At 65.1% G+C, this 19,735-nt stretch carries 17 protein-coding genes; 13 read left to right on the top strand and 4 right to left on the bottom strand.

All coding sequences use genetic code 11. From position 1 onward, the window contains the following. Positions 1-56 precede the first annotated feature (56 nt). Genes mgtE through DWG20_RS08855 form a run of 3 tightly spaced genes read left to right on the top strand, consistent with a single transcriptional unit; the run spans position 57 to position 3,111 of the window. A complete protein-coding gene (gene mgtE / locus DWG20_RS08845) occupies positions 57-1,496 on the top strand; it encodes a magnesium transporter (protein WP_115433469.1) in 1,440 nt (479 codons plus the stop codon). 5 nt (positions 1,497-1,501) lie between these two features. Further along, complete coding sequence (gene prmC, locus DWG20_RS08850; protein WP_115433470.1) at positions 1,502-2,323, top strand: peptide chain release factor N(5)-glutamine methyltransferase; 822 nt, start codon at positions 1,502-1,504, stop codon at positions 2,321-2,323. Then, complete coding sequence (locus DWG20_RS08855; protein WP_115433471.1) at positions 2,323-3,111, top strand: phosphatase PAP2 family protein; 789 nt, start codon at positions 2,323-2,325, stop codon at positions 3,109-3,111. Before prmC ends, DWG20_RS08855 begins: the two co-directional genes overlap by 1 nt. 49 nt (positions 3,112-3,160) lie before the next feature. Here DWG20_RS08855 and DWG20_RS08860 read toward each other — a convergent pair whose 3' ends face one another. Continuing rightward, on the bottom strand, positions 3,161-3,640 hold the full coding sequence (locus DWG20_RS08860) for an FKBP-type peptidyl-prolyl cis-trans isomerase (RefSeq protein WP_115433472.1): 480 nt from the start codon (positions 3,638-3,640) through the stop codon (positions 3,161-3,163). Between the two features lie 142 nt (positions 3,641-3,782). On the opposite strand from DWG20_RS08860, the gene DWG20_RS08865 reads away from it, so the two are divergent. Continuing rightward, positions 3,783-4,916: a cupin domain-containing protein gene (locus DWG20_RS08865; protein WP_115433473.1), complete on the top strand. Its 1,134-nt coding sequence runs from the start codon at positions 3,783-3,785 to the stop codon at positions 4,914-4,916. A gap of 607 nt (positions 4,917-5,523) precedes the next feature. On the opposite strand, the gene bamC is transcribed toward DWG20_RS08865, so the two are convergent. After that, a complete protein-coding gene (gene bamC / locus DWG20_RS08875) occupies positions 5,524-6,669 on the bottom strand; it encodes an outer membrane protein assembly factor BamC (protein ID WP_115433475.1) in 1,146 nt (381 codons plus the stop codon). A gap of 18 nt (positions 6,670-6,687) precedes the next feature. Then, the gene (gene dapA / locus DWG20_RS08880; protein WP_115433476.1) at positions 6,688-7,563 is read right to left on the bottom strand and encodes a 4-hydroxy-tetrahydrodipicolinate synthase; all 876 of its coding nucleotides are present in this window, start codon (positions 7,561-7,563) and stop codon (positions 6,688-6,690) included. A gap of 205 nt (positions 7,564-7,768) precedes the next feature. On the opposite strand from dapA, the gene DWG20_RS08885 reads away from it, so the two are divergent. Both DWG20_RS08885 and fabG read left to right on the top strand, forming a co-directional pair. After that, the gene (locus DWG20_RS08885; protein WP_115433477.1) at positions 7,769-9,397 is read left to right on the top strand and encodes an ABC-F family ATPase; all 1,629 of its coding nucleotides are present in this window, start codon (positions 7,769-7,771) and stop codon (positions 9,395-9,397) included. Positions 9,398-9,704: 307 nt separating this feature from the next. Next, positions 9,705-10,445 carry a 3-oxoacyl-ACP reductase FabG gene (gene fabG / locus DWG20_RS08890; RefSeq protein ID WP_115433478.1) on the top strand — a complete coding sequence of 247 codons (741 nt, stop codon included), beginning with the start codon at positions 9,705-9,707 and terminating at the stop codon, positions 10,443-10,445. An 83-nt stretch (positions 10,446-10,528) separates the two neighbouring features. Here fabG and cysB read toward each other — a convergent pair whose 3' ends face one another. Next, a complete protein-coding gene (gene cysB, locus DWG20_RS08895; RefSeq protein ID WP_115433479.1) occupies positions 10,529-11,470 on the bottom strand; it encodes an HTH-type transcriptional regulator CysB in 942 nt (313 codons plus the stop codon). A 122-nt stretch (positions 11,471-11,592) separates the two neighbouring features. Between cysB and DWG20_RS08900 the strand changes: the two genes are divergently transcribed. The 7 genes from DWG20_RS08900 (at position 11,593) to lspA (ending at position 19,732) form a co-directional block, all read left to right on the top strand. Next, the gene (locus tag DWG20_RS08900) at positions 11,593-12,303 is read left to right on the top strand and encodes a phosphoadenylyl-sulfate reductase (RefSeq protein WP_115433480.1); all 711 of its coding nucleotides are present in this window, start codon (positions 11,593-11,595) and stop codon (positions 12,301-12,303) included. Positions 12,304-12,352: 49 nt separating this feature from the next. After that, positions 12,353-14,011, top strand: a complete 1,659-nt coding sequence (locus DWG20_RS08905; protein ID WP_115433481.1) for a nitrite/sulfite reductase — start codon at positions 12,353-12,355, stop codon at positions 14,009-14,011. Beyond that, entirely contained in the window at positions 13,995-14,501 is a 507-nt protein-coding gene (locus DWG20_RS08910) for a DUF934 domain-containing protein (protein ID WP_115434773.1), read from the top strand. Before DWG20_RS08905 ends, DWG20_RS08910 begins: the two co-directional genes overlap by 17 nt. A 237-nt stretch (positions 14,502-14,738) precedes the next feature. After that, positions 14,739-15,365, top strand: a complete 627-nt coding sequence (locus DWG20_RS08915) for an OmpA family protein (protein WP_115433482.1) — start codon at positions 14,739-14,741, stop codon at positions 15,363-15,365. 131 nt (positions 15,366-15,496) lie between these two features. Further along, entirely contained in the window at positions 15,497-16,432 is a 936-nt protein-coding gene (locus tag DWG20_RS08920) for a bifunctional riboflavin kinase/FAD synthetase (RefSeq protein ID WP_115433483.1), read from the top strand. Then, complete coding sequence (gene ileS / locus DWG20_RS08925) at positions 16,429-19,212, top strand: isoleucine--tRNA ligase (RefSeq protein WP_115433484.1); 2,784 nt, start codon at positions 16,429-16,431, stop codon at positions 19,210-19,212. Before DWG20_RS08920 ends, ileS begins: the two co-directional genes overlap by 4 nt. A 10-nt stretch (positions 19,213-19,222) precedes the next feature. Next, positions 19,223-19,732: a signal peptidase II gene (lspA, locus tag DWG20_RS08930; protein ID WP_115433485.1), complete on the top strand. Its 510-nt coding sequence runs from the start codon at positions 19,223-19,225 to the stop codon at positions 19,730-19,732. The last annotated feature ends 3 nt before the right edge of the window (positions 19,733-19,735 follow it).

Consider the following 19,735-nt stretch of genomic DNA (forward strand, 5'->3'; position numbering starts at 1 on the left):
GCCCGTTGACCGTGCGCGCCTAGCGTTCCACCGCCGACCGGCGGAAGGAGGCGTGCATGACCGTAGTAGAAAAAAAAACCACCGATCGTCTGCAAGACAACCTGGTTCAGGTCCAGCGCCTGATCGAGCGCCAGCGCCTGGTCGAAGGCCTGGTGCACCGCCAGGAGATGCCCAAGCACGATCTCGTCGAATCGATCGTCCACAAGCAGAACCTGGCCGAGCTCCAGCACAAGCTCGACGCGCAGCACCCGGCCGACATCGCCTACATCCTCGAGGCCTTGCCGCCCGAAGACCGCCTGCTGGTCTGGGAGCTGGTCAAGGCCGAGCGCGACGGCGAGATCCTGCTCGAAGTGTCCGACGCGGTCCGAGAAACGCTGATCGAGTCGATGGACCCGCACGAGCTGGTCGCCGCCGCCGAACAGCTTGACGCCGACGAGCTGGCCGACCTCGCGCCCGACCTGCCGCGCCAGGTCGTCTACGAGGTGATGGGCGCGCTCGACGCCGAAGAGCGTCAGCAGCTGCAGTCGGCGCTGTCCTACCGCGACGACCAGGTCGGCGCGCTGATGGACTTCGACATCGTGAAGATCCGCGCCGACGTGACGTGCGAGGTCGTGCTGCGCTACCTGCGCCGCTTCGACGAATTGCCTGAGCAGACCGACAAGGTGTTCGTGATCGACGACGAGGGCGTGCTCAAGGGCGTGCTGCCGATCCGCAAACTGCTGGTGTCCGACCCCGAGGCGCTGGTCGAGGACGTGATGGCGACCGAGGTCGTCGCCTTTCACCCCGACGAAGACGCCGAAGACGCGGCGCTCGCGTTCGAGCGTTACGACCTCGTGACCGCGCCGGTGGTCGACGCGAGCGGCAAGCTGATCGGCCGGCTGACCGTCGACGAGATGGTCGACGTGATCCGCGAGGAATCCGAGAGCGACATGCTCAATCTGGCGGGCCTGAAGGAAGAGGAAGACCTGTTCGCGCCGGTGATCGACTCGGTGAAGAACCGCTGGGCGTGGCTGGCGATCAACCTCGTCACCGCCTTCATCGCGTCGCGCGTGATCGGCGCGTTCGAGGGGTCGATCGAGAAGATCGTCGCGCTCGCCGCGCTGATGCCGATCGTCGCCGGTATCGGCGGCAACTCGGGCAACCAGAGCACGACGATGATCGTGCGCGCGCTGGCGATGGGCCAGGTACAGGCGAGCCAGGCGCTGCGCCTGTGGCGCAAGGAACTCGGCGTCGGCATCATCAACGGCCTGGTGTGGGGCGGCGTGCTCGGCTTGCTCGCGTGGTGGCTGTACGGCAACTTCGCGCTCGGCCTGGTGATGACGACGGCGATGACGCTGAACCTGATCCTGGCCGCGACCATAGGTGTGTTCACCCCGCTGACCATGACGCGGCTCGGCCGCGACCCGGCGGTCGGCTCGAGCGTGATGATCACCGCCTGCACCGATTCGGGCGGCTTCTTCATCTTCCTCGGCCTCGCCACCATCTTCCTTCTTTAAAGACCATGGCCAGTTTCGATTCCCTGCTGCGCGACGCCGGTCTGCCCCGGCTGGAGGCGCGCCTCCTGCTCGAGGCCGCGTCGGGGTTGACGCGTGCGCAACTGATCGCCCGCGGCGATGCCGAGGCGCCGGCCGACGTCGCCGCGGCATTCCGGACGTTGGCCGAGGCCCGCCTGCGCGGCGAGCCGATCGCCTACCTCGTCGGCGAGCGCGAATTCTACGGCCGGCCGTTCCGCGTCGCGCCCGGCGTGCTGATCCCGCGCCCCGAGACCGAACATCTGGTCGAGGCGGCGCTGGCGCGCGTCGGCAGAGACCGCCGGTGCAAGGCGGTCGACCTCGGCACCGGCAGCGGCATCGTCGCCGTCACGCTGGCGCTCGAGGCGCCGGCCTGGCGGGTGAGCGCGGGCGACGTTTCGCCCGCCGCGCTGGCGATCGCGCGCGACAACGCCGCGCGGCTCTTAGCGCCGGTGCAGTTTTTTGAAGGCAGCTGGTACGAGGCCTTGCCGACGGGCGAGCGCTACGACCTGATCGTCTCCAACCCGCCGTATATCGCGGCCGGCGACGAGCACCTCGACCAGGGCGACCTGCGCTTCGAGCCGCGCGGCGCGCTGACCGACGAGGCCGACGGCCTCGTCTGCCTGCGCGCGCTGGCCGATGGCGCGGTCGAACGGCTGCTGCCCGGCGGCTGGCTGATGGTCGAGCACGGCTACGACCAGGGCGACGCGGTGCAGGCGCTGTTCGTCGCGGCGGGGCTGGCTTCGGTGCAAACGTTGGCCGACCTCGCCGGGCTCGACCGCGTCACGCTCGGCCAACGTGGCGAGTCCTGATGCCCGGCCCGCTTCCCGATACTCCGCCGGCTGAAAACGCGTTGCGCGTCCCCGGCTGGCCGTTCTGGCTGGCGCTGCCCGCTTTCGTCGTCTTCCTGTTCTGGCCCGACGCCAACCGTGCGCTGTTCCTCGCCGCCAACCATGCGGGCGCCGCGCTGCCGGCTCTGTTCTGGCTCGGTCTGTCGGTGCTCGGCGAGTGGCCGGTGGTCGCCGCGCTGGTCTCGGTCTGGGCCGCGCGAAAGCCGGCGCGCTGGCCGGTGGCGCTGTTCGCCACGCTGCTGGCGTTGCTGGCGTCGACGGCCTTGAAGATGCTGTTCGCCGCGGCGCGCCCGCCGCTGATGCTCGCGGCCGACAACTTCTACCTGCTCGGCGCGATGCCGCACGGCGATTCCTTCCCCTCCGGCCACGCGACGGCCGCCGCCCTGATGGCAACCTTGCTGGGCGTGGGGCTGCGGCGCAGGGCGCGCGCGCTATGGTTGACGCTGGCGCTGGCGATCATGCTGTCGCGGCTGGCGGTCGGCGTGCACTGGCCGCTCGACCTGCTCGCCGGCGGGCTGCTCGGCTGGGCGTGCGCGCAAGGCTCGCTCACCTATCTGGGTGAATTGCGGCCGGGGGCGTGGCGATTGAATTTGGTAGCGACGGCTATCGTGCTGGCTTATGCAGCGGGGCTGCTGTCGCAGCCGAGCCTGGGAGGCGAGGGCGTCTGGCGCGTGCTGGTGGTGTCGGCGGCCGCAGCGGGTCTGGTCGCGTCGCGGCTTCGCGAGCGCGCTGCCGGACGGCGGATATAAAAAAGGGCTGGCCTCGGCCAACCCTTGCAGCGTTCTTTACGCTTGCGGCTTAGTGGTGATGACCGTGTTCGCCGTGGGCGTGGCCGTGCGTCACTTCGTCGGCGCTGGCTTCGCGCACTTCGGCGACGGTCGCCTTGAAGCGGATCGCCTGGCCGGCCAGCGGGTGGTTGGCGTCGACTACGGCCTTGCCGTCGGCGATGTCGGTCACGCGGAACAGCAGCACTTCGCCGGTTTCCGGATCGTCGGCTTCGAACATCATGCCGACTTCGATGTCGGCCGGGAACACGTCGAGCGGCTCGACGCGGACCAACTCTTCTTCCTGTTCGCCAAACGCGTCGTCGGCTTGCAGGGTGACGTCGATGGTCTCGCCCACAGCCTTGCCCTGCAGTGCCTCTTCCACGAGCGGGAAGATGCCGTCGTAGCCGCCGTGCAGGTAGCTGATCGGCTCTTCGGTCTTGTCGATCAGGTTGTTTTCCCCGTCGAACATTTCATAGTGCAGGGTCACAACGGTATTTTTGGCAATTTGCATGAGTGAGCTTTCCGTGAAAAATCGAACCAAAGGCGCTGGGCGGCACCGGCGTGCCAGGCACGCGACCGCCGGCCTGCTTGGCGCGCGCTAAAGGCGCTGCCTCCATTGTAAACCATCGCTTGCTACGCTACCGAGAAAAGCCATGAACCCCAATCCGTTGCTGGGCGGTCTGACGCCGCAACAATTCCTCGCCGACTACTGGCATAAAAAGCCGCTGTTGATCCGCGGCGCGCTGAAGGACGTCGGCCCCGAGGTCGACTTAGCCTGGCTGTCCCGTCTCGCCCAGCAAGACGATGTCGAGTCGCGCCTGATCGAGTGCAAGAACGGGCGATGGAACATCGAGCGCGGCCCGTTCCGCCCGGGACGGCTGCGCAGGCTGCCCGAGACCGACTGGACCCTGCTGGTGCAGAACGTCAACCACCACCTGCCGCATATCGCCGACATCCTGTGGCGCTTCGACTTCATCCCCTACGCGCGGCTCGACGACCTGATGATCAGCTACGCGCCGCCGGGCGGCACCGTCGGCCCACACTTCGATTCCTACGACGTGTTCCTGCTGCAGGTCGGCGGCCCGAAGCGCTGGCAGATCGCCGCGCAGGACGACATGGAACTCGTCGAGGGGGCGCCGCTGAAGGTCCTCAAGGACTTCAAGGCCGAGGAGGAATACATCCTCGAACACGGCGACATGCTCTATCTGCCGCCGCGCTATGCGCACTACGGCGTCGCGCTCGAACCGGGCATGACCTATTCGGTCGGCTTCAGGGCGCCGAGCGCGCAGGAGCTCGCCACGCAGTTCCTCGTCTACCTGCAGGACCATCTGTGCCTCGAAGGCATGTACGCCGACCCCGGCCTCGCGTGGCAGGCCGAGCCGGCGAAAATCGGCGAGTCCATGGTCGACCAGGTGCTGGACACGCTCAAGCGCATCGACTGGAAGCGCGAGGACGTGGCCGATTTCCTCGGGCACTACCTGACCGACCCGAAGGCGCACGTGTTCTTCGACGGTGCCGAAGACGAGCTCGACGCGGAGGCTTTCGCCGAGGCCGCGCGCGGGCGCGGTATAAGTCTCGATCTGAAGAGTCTTATCCTGTACCGCGATGGTGCGTTCTACTGCAACGGTGAAAAGCTGGAAGTTGAAGACGATGACGTTGCGCTGTGGCAACAGCTTGCAAATCGGCGTTGCATCGATGGTGACGCGCTCAGCGAGTCGATGCTGGAAATGTTGTATGAAGGTTGGCAGATAGGTTATTGGCATTTGCAGGGAGCTGTAGCACAATAGCGACGAAACCGATTCGTGTTCGAAAAAGCCGTGTTGCAATCTGTAAGGAAGCGACGGTAAGCCTCGCCTTTCCGGGCTTTGTTGCGATGCAGCAACCGAACAGGGGAATGTCGCTTTTTTATGGCTTGCCCCCTGCACAGGGTTTTTTTTCGTGCTACAATCCTGCGCACTGATGGTTTTGTGCCGTCGCTCACATTAAAATGGCGCGGCATCGCTAAGACGTCTCGTTCACCTTCAACACACTTCTATAGGTATAGAAAAATGAAACAGTCGCTCCTCGTTGCTGCCCTGCTGGCCGTTGCCCTGTCCGCTTGCGGCAAAAAAGAAGAAGCCGCTCCGGCTGAAGCTTCCGCTCCGGCCGTTGAGGCTTCCGCTCCGGCAATGGAAGCTTCGGCTCCGGCTGCTGACGCTTCGGCTCCGGCTGCTGACGCTTCGGCTCCGGCTGCTGCTGCTTCCGCTGCCCAGTAATTCCGGCGCGTGAAACAAAAAACCGGCCACCAAGGCCGGTTTTTTGTTGCCCGTCATTTCCGCGTCTTCCCTGTCGCGTGAAACGGTAAAAGAAAAGCCCGCCTTCCGGCGGGCTTCGTGCTTGGGCTTGGCCGAGCGATTACTGGAGCTCGTTGCGCAGCTTGCCGAGCAGCGTCCTGGTTTCGGCGTCGGGCAGTGCCGCGCCGCGCGAGTCGGTGATCATCAACACGCTCTGCGTGTCGCTCGCCGGCTTCACGACCACGCGGTAGTCGTTGTCGACCTTGCCGCCCGCCTGCGGCTTCTTGTCTTTCCAGAATGCGAGGCTGGACCAGAAACCGCCTTCGGCTTTCGCCTCGGCTTCGCTTTGTGCCGGGTGGACAAAGTAGGTGCCTTGCGAGCGGTCGCGGTCCGACACGACCAGGCCGACGCGGTCGAGCGCGAGGCCGATGCGGCGCCATGCGCGGTCGAAACTGTCGCCGACGACGAGCTTGTTGCCGTCGAGTTTGGCGCGCACATCGCCGGATGCGGCCGGCGCGGTGACGGTCTCGACCGCCTGTTTGGCCTTTTCGTTCTGGATGCCGAGGCGAACCATGAAACGGCCGAGGAAGGCGGCTTCGAGCTCCGGATCGGTCGGGCGCGGCTGCCACTTGGTGTCCGAGCGCGCCTCGTTGGTGTAGATCTCGTACATGCCGCGGTGCGAGAAGTACACCTCGGTGCCTTCGGTGGTCTTTTCGAGGCGGATGCGGAACTTGTCGCGTTCCGGCGTCGAGTAGACCGCGCCGAGGCCGACGGTTTCCATCAGCTTGCGCACGCCGTCGTTCGGCAGCTTGGCGCGGTTTTCCGCCCAGTCGGTTTCCATGACGCCGATTTCCGGCTCTTCGGTCTTGACGACGAAGCCGTTGTCCTGCCAGAACGCCTTGAGCACCGGCCACAGTTCCTGCGGGCTCTGTTTGCCGACCGCCAGCCAGCGCTGGTTGCCGTCGCGCGCCATGCGGACGTCCTGTACTTTGGCGAGCACTGCGCCGTCGACGGGCGCAGCTTGCGACGGCTTGGCCTTGCCGTCGCCTTGCGACTGCTGGTAGGCCGACAGCGACGCGGCGCCGCTGCCGGGGGTCGCGTAGCGGTTCTGGACTTGCGGCGCGGTCAGATCCGGCGGCACTTCCAGGCTGCTCTTCGGTGCCGCGCGATCGGACTTGTAGTCCAGCTTGGACATCGGATCGGTCGAGCTGCAGGCGGCGACGAGCACACTGCTCGCCAGCAGGGTGAGGGACGCGATGCGTTTCATGCGTTCTCCCGTAGGGGGTTAAAGGACGCCGGCCTGTTGCATCGCCGCTTCGAGCGGCGCGACCGAGGCTTCGGTCAGCGGCGTCAGCGGCAGGCGCTGGCCGTTACCGATCAGGCCGAGGCGCGCGAGCGCCCATTTGGCCGGGATCGGGTTCGGCTCGGTGAAGAGCTGCTTGTGCAGGCCTTGCAGGCGGTCGTTGATGGCGCGTGCTTCGCGGGTCTTGCCGGCGAGCGACGCTTCACACAGTTCGCTCATCGCCTTCGGCGCGACGTTGGCGGTGACCGAGATCACGCCGTGGCCGCCGCACAGCATGAAGGCCATGCCGGTGGGGTCGTCGCCGGAGTAGAGCGCGAAGCCTTCGGGCACGCGGCGGATCAGGTCGCACGCGCGGCCGATGTCGCCGGTGGCGTCCTTCAGTCCGACGATGTTCGGTACTTCGGTCAGGCGCAGCGCGGTGTCGTTGCTCATGTCGGCGACGGTGCGGCCCGGCACGTTGTACAGGATGACCGGCAGGTCGACCGCTTCGGCGATCGCGCGGTAATGGCGGTAGATGCCTTCCTGTGTCGGTTTGTTGTAGTAGGGCACGACCGATAGCGAGTAGTCGGCGCCGGCTTCCTGGGCCAGGCGCGCCAGCTCGATCGCTTCGGCGGTCGAGTTGCCGCCGGTTCCGGCGACGACCGGCACGCGGCCGGCCGCGTATTCGACCGTGGCCTTCACGACGGCGATGTGCTCGTCCACCGTCAGCGTGGCCGATTCACCGGTGGTGCCGACCGCCCCCAGGGCAGCGGTGCCATTCTGAATGTGGAATTCAACCAAACGCTTGAGGGACTCGAAATCGACCCGGCCATCGTCGAACATCGGCGTGACGAGAGCCACCTGGCTTCCGGTGAGCATAATTCAGCCTATTGAGTAGGGTACAAAGACGTCAGATTGTAGCGGAATTTGCCATGGCGGCAAAAGCGGCGCTCGGTGACGGTTTGCCGCACCGCCGCGTCGCCGTACGCCAGGCTTCGCCGAGCCCCTCAAAGCAGAGGGGGCTTTGTGCTAGAATGCCTAATTTTTCGAGTACTTACGGCTGTTTGCCGACAGGGAATCCGACGTGATCAGCACACAGAATATTACGATGCAGTTTGGCGCGAAACCGCTGTTCGAAAAGGTTTCGGTCAAGTTCGGCGAGGGCAACCGCTATGGCCTGATCGGCGCGAATGGTTCGGGCAAGTCGACCTTCATGAAAATCCTCGGCGGCGACCTCGAGCAAAGCGGCGGCGAAGTGGCGATCGAGAACGGCGTGCGCCTGGGCAAGCTGCGCCAGGACCAGTTCGGCTACGAAGACAAGCGCGTGCTCGACGTCGTGCTGATGGGCCACACCGAGATGTGGGCGGCGATGAGCGAGCGCGACGCGATCTACGCGAACCTCGAGGCGACCGAAGACGACTACATGCATGCGGCCGAGCTCGAGGCGAAGTTCGCCGAGTACGGCGGCTACACCGCCGAGGCGCGCGCCGGCGAGCTCTTGCTCGGTGTCGGCATCCCGCTAGAACTGCACAACGGCCCGATGAGCGAAGTCGCGCCGGGCTTCAAGCTGCGCGTGCTGCTGGCGCAGGCGCTGTTCTCGGATCCGGACGTGCTGCTGCTCGACGAACCGACCAACAACCTGGACATCAACACGATCCGCTGGCTCGAGCATGTGCTGAACGAGCGCAACTCGACCATGATCATCATCTCGCACGACCGCCACTTCCTGAACGAAGTGTGCACCCACATGGCCGACCTGGACTACAACACGATCCAGATCTACCCGGGCAGCTACGACGACTACATGATCGCGTCGACGCAGGCGCGCGAACGGCAGCTGTCGAGCAACGCCAAGGCCAAGGAACGCATCCAGGAACTGCACGAGTTCGCCGCGCGCTTCTCGGCCAACAAGTCGAAGGCCCGCCAGGCGACTTCACGTCTCAAGCAAGCCGACAAGCTGAAGTCGGAGATGGTGACCGTCAAGCCGTCGAGCCGCCAGAACCCGTTCATCCGCTTCGAGGTGGAAGACAAGAACAAGCTGCACCGCCAGGCGTTCGAGATCGCCGGCCTGTCCAAATCGTTCGACAAGCCGCTGTTCAAGAGCCTGAACCTGATCCTCGAAGCCGGCCAGCGCCTGGCGATCATCGGCCCGAACGGCGCCGGCAAGTCGACGCTGATGAAGCTGTTGGCCGGCGCGTTCGAGCCCAAGTTGGCCGAGGGCGTGAAGCCCGACCACGGCGCGATCAAGTGGGCGGAGAAGGCGCAGGTCGGCTACTACGCGCAGGACCACGAGGCCGAGTTCGCCAGCGACGAGACGCTGACCGACTGGATGCGCGAATGGGGTCAGGACGGTGACGACGAGCAGGTGATCCGCGGCACGCTAGGCCGGCTGCTGTTCGGCGGCGACGACGTGACCAAGGCGGTGCGCGTGCTGTCCGGCGGCGAGAAGGGGCGCATGCTGTACGGCAAGCTGATCCTGACCAAGCCAAACGTGATGCTGATGGACGAGCCGACCAACCACATGGATATGGAGTCGATCGAATCGCTGAACATGGCGCTCGAGAAGTACAAGGGCACGCTGGTCTTCGTGTCGCACGACCGGCAGTTCGTGTCGTCGCTCGCGACGCAGGTTCTCGAACTCGACGGCAACGGCGGTTACGAGCACTACATGGGCAACTACGAAGACTATCTCGCGAGCCGCGGCATCGAATAAGCGGGAAGGCCGTGTGTTTGCTGCGTAGCAGCAAGCGCAAGGCCCCCGGCGTTGACGACGCACAAAGTCAAGAAAAACAAGGCGAAGGCGCGGTCCTTCGCCTTTGTTTTGCCCGCGGCCCGGCGCTGCGCTATATTGCAGCGCAAGATGGGGCGACGGCGTCCCTGCGGCATTTCTAAAGACTTATGTACGATAAAAACCACCTACGCCCGACCGGTAGCGGCGCGGCGAAGGGGGCGAGGCGGGGGATAGCGTCAGCGCGCCAGTGAGCGGCCGACTTCTACATATCCTGGGGAAAGGAAGCACCATGCGTTTGAAAGGCAAAGTGGCGATCATCACCGGCGCCGCCAGTGGCATCGGCCTTGCCACCGCCGAGAAATTCGTCGCCGAGGGCGCGATCGTGGCGGTGTGCGACATCAACCCGGCCGCGGTCGAAGCCGCGGTCGCCGAATTGAAGGCGGCCGGCGGCGAGGCGGTCGGCTACCGGGTCGACGTGACCGACAAGGCGCAGATCGCCGACATGGTCGGCGACGTCAAGTCGCGCTTCGGCCGCATCGACGTGCTGGTGAACAACGCCGGCATCGTGATGGACGCGCAGTTGAGCAAGATGACCGATGACCAGTTCGACAGGGTGATCGACATCAACCTGAAGGGCGTCTACAACTGCGCGCGCGCGGTGGTCGACACGATGATCGAGCAGGGCAGCGGCGTGATCCTCAACGCGAGCTCGGTGGTCGGCGTCTACGGCAACTTCGGCCAGACCAACTACGCGGCGACCAAGTTCGGCGTGATCGGTTTCGTGAAGACCTGGGCGAAGGAACTGGGCAAGAAGGGGATCCGCGCCAACGCGGTGTGCCCGGGCTTCGTCGCGACGCCGATCCTGAGGTCGATGCCGGAAAAGGTGATCCACGCGATGGAGGACCGCGTGCCGATGAAGCGCATGGCCGAGCCGGAGGAAATCGCCAATGTGTACGCCTTCCTGGCCTCCGATGAGGCAAGCTACATCAACGGCGCGGCGATCGAGGTGACCGGTGGCCTGACGCTGTAGGCTCGGCCAACGTTGGCCTTAAAAAAACGCCCCGCGATGCGGGGCGTTTTGCATGGTGCTGCGTTTACAGGGTTGGCCGAGCCTTATTCATTGTCTTCTTCGCGGGTCAACAGCGAACTGTCGACGACGTGGCGCGACAGGTGCGGCGCGAAGATCTCGATGAAGCTGTAGGCGAAACCGCGCAGGTAGGCGTCCTTCCTGAGGCCGATCTTGGTCGTCGACGACTCGAACAGGTGCGCCGCGTCGATCGCGCGCAAGTTGACGTCGCGTTGCGGTTCGTAAGCCATCGTCGCGATGATGCCGATGCCGAGGCCGAGCGCGACGTAGGTCTTGATCACGTCGGTGTCGATCGCGGTCAGCACCACATTCGGCTCGAGGCCGGCGTCGGCGAACGACTTGTTGATCTTCGAGCGGCCGGCGAAAGCGAAGTCGTAGGTGACGATCGGGTAGGCGGCGATGTCGGCCAAGGTGATCGGTCTGTCGAGCGACAGCAGCGGATGATCCTGCGGCACGACCACGCTGCGGTTCCACTCGTAGCACGGCAGCATCGCCAGCTCCTTGTACAGCGCGATGCCTTCGGTCGCGACCGCGAGGTCAGCCTCGCCCGAGACGACCATCTCGCAGATCTGCGTCGGGCTGCCCTGCTTGATCGACAGCTTCACCTTCGGGTAGCGTCGCACGAACTCGGCGATGGTCGCCGGCAGCGCGTAGCGCGCCTGCGTGTGCGTGGTCGCGATGGTCAGCGCGCCTTCGGATTCGCGCGAGAATTCGTCGCCGACGCGCTTGAGGTTCTGCGCCTCGCGCAAAATCCGCTCGGAGATGCGCAGCACCTCCTTGCCCGGCTCCGACACCGATACGACGCGCTTGCCGTTGCGGATGAACACCTGGATGCCGAGCTCGTCCTCCAAGAGGCGGATCTGCTTGGAAATGCCCGGCTGCGAGGTGTGCAGCTTCTCCGCCGCCTCAGAGACGTTGAGGCCCTGTTTGGCGACCTCGACCAGGTAGCGCAGTTGCTGCAGTTTCATGGGGCCGCCCTTATAAAACCAAATGTAATTAAATACTAACACATTATTCTTTTGGGTTTATAAAGAGTGCTTTACCATTGTAGCCGTCCCAAATTGTCATTCTAGCGTTGGAGAAAAGGTCGATGAATTTTGAAGCCAAGCTGGCCGAGACAAGCCGGCTTCTCGAGGAAATTGCCCGCGAGCACGGCCCCGCGGTGTTCGCCAACAGCCTGGGCGCCGAAGACATGGTGCTCACCGACCTGATCGCCAAGCTGAAGCTGCCGATCGGCATCTTCAGTCTCGACACCGGCCGCCTGCCGGCCGAGACCTACACGCTGCTGCAGCAGGTGGGCGAGCGTTATCCGAGCCACCCGATCCGGGTCTACTTCCCCGATACCGCCGCGGTCGAGGCCTACGTCAACCAGAACGGCGTCAACGCGTTCTACGGCAGCGTCGAGATGCGCAAGTCCTGTTGCCACATCCGCAAGATCGAGCCCTTGAAGCGCGCGCTGTCGGGCAAGGCCGCGTGGATCACCGGCCTGCGCCGCGAACAGTCGCCGACGCGCCATGACCTGGGTGACCGCGAGTTCGACAAGGACAATGGCCTGATGAAGTTCAACCCACTGATCGAGTGGACCGAGAAGGAAGTTTGGGCCTATCTCCGCGACAATCAGGTACCCTATAACGCCCTGCACGACAAACACTACCCGTCGATCGGCTGTGCGCCCTGTACCCGGGCGATCTCCGTCGGCGAAGATGTCCGCGCCGGTCGCTGGTGGTGGGAGAACCCCGACAGCAAGGAATGCGGATTGCACGTGCAGCAGTCGGCCGTCTCGTTCATCAAGAAACCCTGAACGGGCCCTGACGAACGGCCCGAATACAGCCACAGAGTAAAGCCAGACTATGTACCGTTACGACGAAATCGACGCACGCATCGTGCGCGAGCGCGTGGAACAGTTCCGCGACCAGACCCGCCGCTTCCTCGCCGGCGAACTGTCCGAGGACGAGTTCCGCCCCTTGCGCCTGATGAACGGCCTCTACATCCAGCGACTCGCGCCGATGCTGCGCGTGGCCGTTCCCTACGGCCACCTGTCCAGCCGCCAGTTGCGCAAGTTGGCCGAGATCGCCCGCAAATACGACAAGGGCTACGGCCACTTCACCACGCGCCAGAACCTGCAGTACAACTGGCCGGCGCTCGAAGACGTGCCCGAGATCCTGTCCGAGCTCGCCGAAGTCGAGATGCACGCGATCCAGACCTCGGGCAACTGCGTGCGCAACACGACGACCGACGCGTTCGCCGGCGTCGCCGCCGACGAGATCATCGATCCGCGCCCGTACTGCGAAATCATCCGCCAGTGGAGCACGCTGCACCCGGAATTCGCCTTCCTGCCGCGCAAGTTCAAGATCGCCGTGTCCGGCAGCGAACAGGACCGCGCCGCGACCTGGGTGCACGACATCGGCCTGCACGTCGTGAAAACGGACGCCGGTGAAGTCGGCTTCAAGGTCATCGTCGGCGGCGGCCTCGGTCGCACCCCGATGATCGGCGAAGTGATCCGCGACTTCCTGCCGACCGCCCACCTGTTGACCTATCTCGACGCCGTGCTGCGCGTGTACAACCGCTACGGCCGCCGCGACAACAAGTACAAGGCGCGCATCAAGATCCTGGTCAAGGCGATGACGCGCGAAGCCTTCGCCGCCAAGGTCGAAGAAGAGTGGATCCACCTGAAGGACGGCCCGGCCACACTGCGCGCCGCCGACGTCGAACACTACGCGAGCTTCTTCACCGACCCGGCCTACGAGACGCTCGAAGCGAATCCGGCCGAATTCACCGCCAAGTTGGCCGAGGACAAGGCGTTCGCCCGCTGGGTCGAGCGCAACACCCGCGGTCACAAGCAGGCCGGCTACCGCTCGGTCGTGCTGTCGCTGAAGAAGACCGGCGTGCCGCCGGGCGACGCGACCGACGCGCAGATGGACGCCGTCGCCGACTGGGCCGACCAGTTCGGTTTCGGCGAGATCCGCGTCTCGCACGAGCAGAACCTCGTCCTGCCGGACGTGCGCGAGCGCGACCTGTTCGACCTGTGGCAGCTGGCGAAGGCCGCCGGCTTCGCGACGCCTAACGTCGGCCTGTTGACCGACATCATCTGCTGTCCGGGCGGCGACTTCTGCTCGCTGGCCAACGCCAAGTCGATCCCGGTGGCAGAAGCCATCCAGCAGCGCTTCGACGACTTCGACTACCTGCACGACATCGGCGACATCGAGCTCAATATGTCCGGCTGCATGAATGCCTGCGGCCACCACCACATCGGCCATATCGGCATCCTCGGCGTCGACAAGAGCGGCGAGGAGTGGTACCAGGTGACGCTCGGCGGCAGCCAGGGCAGCGGTGCCAGCATTGGCAAGGTGATCGGCCCGTCGTTCGCGCGCGCGCAGATGCCCGACGTGATCGAGAAGATTCTGTCGGTCTACGTCGACACACGCACCGAGGAAGAGCGTTTCCTCGACACCGTCCGCCGTATCGGCATCATCCCGTTCAAGGAGCGCGTCTATGCAAAACATAATTAAAGACGGCGCGGTCCTCGCCGCCGACGCGTGGCAGCTGGTCCGCCCCGACGCCGAAGGTCAGCTGTCGGTGCCGGACGCCGGTGACGTCATCGTGCCGCTGTCGGCCTGGTTGGCCGAGCCCGAACGCTGGGCGAGCCGCGACGGCCGCGTCGCCGTGTGGCTCGCCTCCGGCGACGAGCCCGCCGAGCTTGCCGCGTCGCTCGGAAAGCTCGAACTCGTCGCGGTCGACTTCCATGCCTTTACCGACGGCCGCGGCTACAGCATTGGCCGATTGCTGCGCGAGCGCTACGGCTTTGCCGGCGAGCTGCGCGCGATCGGCGACGTGTGGGAAGACCACCTGCATTACCTGTGGCAGGTCGGTTTCAATGCCTTCGAAATCAAGGACGGCAAAGCGGTCGAGGGCGCGCTGGCCGCGCTGGGGTCGTTCACCGACCGTTATCAGGCGACCTACCGCGAACCGCAGCCGCTGTTCCGGCGCCATCGCTCCTGACCCGCTTGTTGCTGAAATGTTACAAAAGTGGGCGGGTGTTGTATGCCCGCCACGCCCCTAGTGTTGTAAAACAGCTTAGTCGAACATCATCAGGCCAAGTGTTGACAGGGGGTAGTGTCATTTCTATAGTGCCGAGTAATGGCATTTTGTTGCACATGGACAACGGTTCTGCGCCGCAGGGGGCCAGTCCGTTGTGTCTGCGCCAGTCGGATCAAATCTTGATAACGAGGGAATAACATGACCAAACAGCTGAAACTGAGTGCTCTGGTTGCCGCCATGGTGATGTCCGCCAGCGCTTTCGCCGCCAAGCCGGGCTACACCGCCGACCAGACCACCGACGCCGTGACCCGCAACAGCTACGGCGAATGCTGGCGTACCAACTTCTTCGACAAGGCCACCGAAGGCCTGGTCGAGTGCGGCGACGCCGTGGCAGCCAAGCCGGCTCCGGTCGCCCCGGTGTACAGCAAAGAGAAGGTGACCCTGTCCGCCGAGGTGCTGTTTGACTTCGACAAGGCCACCCTGCGCGCCGATGCGAAAAACGAACTCGACCCGCTGGTCAACCGTCTGAAGTCCGACGCCAACCTGCGTAGCGTCGAAGTGGCCGGCCACACCGACTTCCTGGGTTCCGACAAGTACAACCAGGCGCTGTCCGAGCGCCGCGCCAACGCCGTGAAAGACTACTTCGTGGGCGCCGGCGTAGCGGCCGAGAAAGTCACCGCCGTGGGCAAGGGCGAGGCCGAAACCAAGCTGACGCAGGAATGCGAAGGCAAGAAGTTCAAGAAGCGCGCCGACCTGCAGGTTTGCCTGGCTCCGGATCGTCGCGTCGAAGTGACCATCGAGACCGTCAAGACCACCGTGCAATAACGGTTTGTCCGCAGTCTGAAAAAAGCCCTGCCTCGGCGGGGCTTTTTTGTTGCCCGCGCGCACCGGGGCCGCGCTTTACGCCCCGCCGGCCGCGCCGCTACAATCAAGAGTTTCCAAGCTGAAGACGGGCGATGCGGGTATACACGGGCTCCACGCGCAATGCAGGCCTCGCCGCTTGCGCGCTCACCATTGGCAATTTCGACGGCGTGCACCTCGGCCACCAGAACATGCTGGCGCGCCTGCGTGCCGAGGCGTCCGCGCGGGGTCTGCCGACGGCGCTGTTGACCTTCGAGCCGCATCCGCGCGAATTCTTCTCGCGTGACGACCCGCCCTCCCGGCTGTCGACCTTGCGCGACAAGCTCGATTTTCTCGCCGAGCAGCAACTGGTCGACGCCGTTTTCGTCTACCGTTTCAATAACGCGTTTTCCCGCATGTCGGCCGAGGCCTTCGTCGACCAGATCCTGGTCGGCGCGCTGAATACCCGTTATCTGTTGATCGGCGACGACTTCCAGTTCGGCGCCAAGCGCCAGGGCAACTTCGAGCTGTTGGCGTCCTGTCCCGACTTTATCACCGAGGCGATGCCGTCGGTGCTGGTCGCCGGCGAGCGCGCGTCGAGCACGCTGGTGCGCGAGCGCCTCGCGGCGGGCGACCTCGCCGCGGCCGAACGCCTGCTCGGCCGGCACTACCAGTTGTCCGGAAGGGTGATGCACGGCAAGAAACTGGGCCGTTCGCTCGGTTTCCCGACCGCCAACGTCCACCTGCCGCACCGCCGCCCGGCGCTCGAGGGCGTGTTCGTGGTCGAGGTCGACACGCCCGAAGGCCGTTTCGGCGGTGTCGCGAGCCTAGGCAAGAACCCGACCGTCGATCACGGCGACGAATACAAGCTGGAAGTGCACCTGTTCGACTTCGCCGGCGAGCTCTACGGCCGGCGGCTCAAGGTGCGCTTCCTGAAAAAGCTGCGCGACGAAGCGCGCTTTGAACACCTGGACGCGCTGGTGGAGCAGATCGAACGCGACGCCGCCAGCGCACGAAGCTATTTGACGAGTTTGCAGCGAGAGCAAGCATGAGCACCGATTACCGCAAGACCGTAAACCTCCTCGATACGCCGTTTCCGATGCGCGGCGATCTGGCGAAGCGCGAGCCCGCCTGGGTCAAACGCTGGCACGAGCAGAAACGCTACGAGAAGCTGAGAAAGCTGTCCGCCGGCCGCCCGAAATTCATCCTGCACGACGGCCCGCCGTATGCGAACGGCGACATCCACATCGGTCACGCGGTCAACAAGGTGTTGAAGGACATCATCGTCCGCTCCAAGACGCTGGCCGGCTTCGACGCGCCCTACGTGCCGGGCTGGGACTGCCACGGCCTGCCGATCGAGCTGATGGTCGAGAAGCTGCACGGCAAGGACATCCCGGCGGCCAAGTTCCGCGAATTGTGCCGCGAGTACGCGCACGAGCAGGTCTCGCGCCAGAAGAAGGACTTCATCCGTCTGGGCGTGCTCGGCGACTGGGAAAATCCGTATCTGACGATGGACTACAAGACCGAGGCGGACATCATCCGCACGCTCGGCAAGGTCCACGAGAACGGTTTTCTCTTTAAAGGCGAGAAGCCGGTGCACTGGTGCATCGAGTGCGGTTCGGCGCTGGCCGAGGCCGAGGTCGAGTACGAGGACAGGACCTCGCCGGCGATCGACGTCGGCTTCAAGGTGAAGGACGGCGTCAAGTTGGCCGAGGCCTTCGGTCTGGCCGCGCCGGTCGACAACGCCTACGCGGTGATCTGGACCACGACGCCGTGGACGCTGCCGGCCAACCAGGCGGTCGCCGTCAACCGCGAGCTCGCCTACCAGCTAATCGACACGCCGAAGGGCAAGCTGATCCTCGCCAAGGCGTTGGCCGAGGCGACGCTGGCGCGCTACGGCTTCGAAGGCGCGCCGGTGCTGGCCGAAACCCTCGGCGACCGTCTTGAATACCTCGAACTCGCGCATCCGTTCTACGGGCGCACCGTGCCGGTGATCTGCGGCGAGCACGTGACGCTCGACGCCGGTACCGGCCTCGTGCACACCGCGCCGGCGCACGGCCTGGAAGACTTCCAGGCCGGCCTGCAATACAAGCTGCCGGTCGAAAACCCGGTCGGCGACGACGGCCGCTACAAGTCGACCACGCCGCTGTTCGCCGGTCTCTTGGTGTGGGAAGCGAACGCGAAGGTGGTCGAAACGTTGGCCGAGCACGGTACGCTGATCCACCACAGCAAGCTCGAACACAGCTACCCGCACTGCTGGCGCCACAAGACGCCGATCATCTTCCGCGCGACCGCGCAGTGGTTCATCGGCATGGACAAGGCCGGCCACGCCGGCGACAGCCTGCGCGACCGCGCCGAGACCGCGGTCGATACCACCGAATTCTTCCCGGCCTGGGGCCGCGCGCGCCTGGAGTCGATGATCAAGAACCGCCCCGACTGGTGCGTGTCGCGCCAGCGCAGCTGGGGCGTGCCGATGACCTTCTTCGTCCACAAGGAGTCGGGCGAGCTGCACCCGAGGTCGGCCGAGCTCCTGGAAGAGGTCGCGCTGCGCGTCGAACAGCGCGGCATCGAGGCGTGGTTCAGCCTGGACGCCGCCGAGTTGCTCGGCGACGAGGCCGAAGACTACAAGAAGCTGTCCGACACGCTCGACGTGTGGTTCGACTCGGGCTCGACCCACTTCGCGGTGCTCAAGCAGCGCCAGGAACTGGCGTGGCCGGCCGACCTGTACCTCGAGGGCTCCGACCAGCACCGAGGCTGGTTCCAGAGCTCGCTGTTGACCGGTTGCGCGACCATCGGCCGCGCGCCGTATAAGCAGCTGTTGACGCACGGCTTCGTCGTAGACGGCAAGGGCCTGAAGATGTCGAAGTCCAAGGGCAACGTCGTCGCGCCGCAGAAGGTCAACGACAGCCTCGGCGCCGACATCCTGCGCCTGTGGGCCGCGTCGACCGACTACTCGGGCGAGCTGGCGATCTCGGACGAGATCCTCAAGCGCGTGACCGAATCCTACCGCCGCCTGCGCAACACGCTGCGCTTCCTGTTGGCCAACCTGTCGGACTTCGACCCGCTCGAACACACCGTGCCGTTCGCCGACCTGATGCAGCTCGACCAGTACGCGGTGATCGAGGCGCGCCACTTGCAGGAGCGCGTCGCCGGCGAACTGTACTCGCGCTACGCCTTCCACCACGCGGTGCAGGACATCGTCACCTACTGCTCGGAAGACCTCGGCGCCTTCTACCTCGACGTGCTGAAGGACCGCCTGTACACGACGCAGGCCGACAGCCGCGCGCGCCGCAGCGCGCAGACCGCGCTTTACCACATCACGCGCAGCTTCTTGCTCTTGATCGCGCCGATCCTGTGCTTCACCGCCGACGAGGCATGGGAGGTGTTTACCGGCAGCGACGAGGAATCGACGCTGTTCCACACGCTGCACGAGTTCCCGCAGCTGCCGGAAGGCGTCGAGGAGGAACTCGCCGCCAAGTGGCAAGCGATCCGTGCGTTCCGCGCCGAATTGAACAAGCAGCTCGAGGAAGAGCGCGGCGCCGAGAAGATCGGTTCGTCCTTGCAGGCCGAGCTCGACATCGAGGCCGACGGCGACCTGTACGAGAACCTCGCCAGCCTCGACGGCGACCTCAGGTACGTGCTGATCGTGTCTCGCGCCGACGTGAAGCAGGGCAGCCACACCCGCGTCGCCGTGACGCCGAGCGCGCACGCCAAGTGCGAGCGTTGCTGGCACTACCGTGCCGACGTCGGCGCTCGCGCCGACCACCCGACGATCTGCGGCCGCTGCGCCGACAACGTCGCGGGTTCCGGCGAGGTGCGCCGTCATGCCTGAGGAAAGCAGCATGCCGTTCGAGGCTCGGCCAAGCTGGTCGGCGCGCGTCGTCGCGTTCGCGCTCGCGCTCGCGGTGTTCGGGCTCGACCAGTGGAGCAAGCTCTACTTCAACGGCCACTACCAGTACGGCGAGGTGCGGCCGGTGATCGACGGCTTCTTCAACTTCACGCTCTTGTACAACCCGGGCGCGGCGTTCAGCTTCCTCGCCGACGCCGGCGGCTGGCAGAAGCATCTGTTCGCCGCGCTCGCGTTCGCGGTGTCGGGCTGGCTGGCGTGGAACATCGTCAAGGGCCGCTTCAGCGGCCTGATGAACTGGGCCGGCGGCCTGATCATCGGCGGCGCGATCGGCAACGTCGTCGACCGGCTGATCCACGGCCACGTGATCGACTTCATCCAGCTCTACTATCGCGACTGGTACTACCCGGCGTTCAACCTCGCCGATACCGCGATCTGCATCGGCGCGCTGCTGATGGTGATCGACAGCTTCAAAAAGCCGGCCGACGGCCGGCGCCAGGAATAAGGC

Origin of the sequence: Crenobacter cavernae (assembly GCF_003355495.1) — a bacterium.
GTDB classification, from domain to species: Bacteria; Pseudomonadota; Gammaproteobacteria; order Burkholderiales; family Chromobacteriaceae; genus Crenobacter; species Crenobacter cavernae.

What these genes read in the sequence shown, in the direction of transcription:
- lspA (WP_115433485.1), top strand. Translation starts at nt 19,223, where the DNA reads ATGCCGTTCGAGGCTCGGCCAAGCTGGTCGGCGCGCGTCGTCGCGTTC.
- mgtE (WP_115433469.1), top strand. Translation starts at nt 57, where the DNA reads ATGACCGTAGTAGAAAAAAAAACCACCGATCGTCTGCAAGACAACCTG.
- bamC (WP_115433475.1), bottom strand. Translation starts at nt 6,669, where the DNA reads ATGAAACGCATCGCGTCCCTCACCCTGCTGGCGAGCAGTGTGCTCGTC.
- DWG20_RS08855 (WP_115433471.1), top strand. Translation starts at nt 2,323, where the DNA reads ATGCCCGGCCCGCTTCCCGATACTCCGCCGGCTGAAAACGCGTTGCGC.
- DWG20_RS08910 (WP_115434773.1), top strand. Translation starts at nt 13,995, where the DNA reads ATGCAAAACATAATTAAAGACGGCGCGGTCCTCGCCGCCGACGCGTGG.
- fabG (WP_115433478.1), top strand. Translation starts at nt 9,705, where the DNA reads ATGCGTTTGAAAGGCAAAGTGGCGATCATCACCGGCGCCGCCAGTGGC.
- cysB (WP_115433479.1), bottom strand. Translation starts at nt 11,470, where the DNA reads ATGAAACTGCAGCAACTGCGCTACCTGGTCGAGGTCGCCAAACAGGGC.
- DWG20_RS08860 (WP_115433472.1), bottom strand. Translation starts at nt 3,640, where the DNA reads ATGCAAATTGCCAAAAATACCGTTGTGACCCTGCACTATGAAATGTTC.
- DWG20_RS08920 (WP_115433483.1), top strand. Translation starts at nt 15,497, where the DNA reads ATGCGGGTATACACGGGCTCCACGCGCAATGCAGGCCTCGCCGCTTGC.
- prmC (WP_115433470.1), top strand. Translation starts at nt 1,502, where the DNA reads ATGGCCAGTTTCGATTCCCTGCTGCGCGACGCCGGTCTGCCCCGGCTG.
- dapA (WP_115433476.1), bottom strand. Translation starts at nt 7,563, where the DNA reads ATGCTCACCGGAAGCCAGGTGGCTCTCGTCACGCCGATGTTCGACGAT.
- ileS (WP_115433484.1), top strand. Translation starts at nt 16,429, where the DNA reads ATGAGCACCGATTACCGCAAGACCGTAAACCTCCTCGATACGCCGTTT.
- DWG20_RS08865 (WP_115433473.1), top strand. Translation starts at nt 3,783, where the DNA reads ATGAACCCCAATCCGTTGCTGGGCGGTCTGACGCCGCAACAATTCCTC.
- DWG20_RS08900 (WP_115433480.1), top strand. Translation starts at nt 11,593, where the DNA reads ATGAATTTTGAAGCCAAGCTGGCCGAGACAAGCCGGCTTCTCGAGGAA.
- DWG20_RS08915 (WP_115433482.1), top strand. Translation starts at nt 14,739, where the DNA reads ATGACCAAACAGCTGAAACTGAGTGCTCTGGTTGCCGCCATGGTGATG.
- DWG20_RS08905 (WP_115433481.1), top strand. Translation starts at nt 12,353, where the DNA reads ATGTACCGTTACGACGAAATCGACGCACGCATCGTGCGCGAGCGCGTG.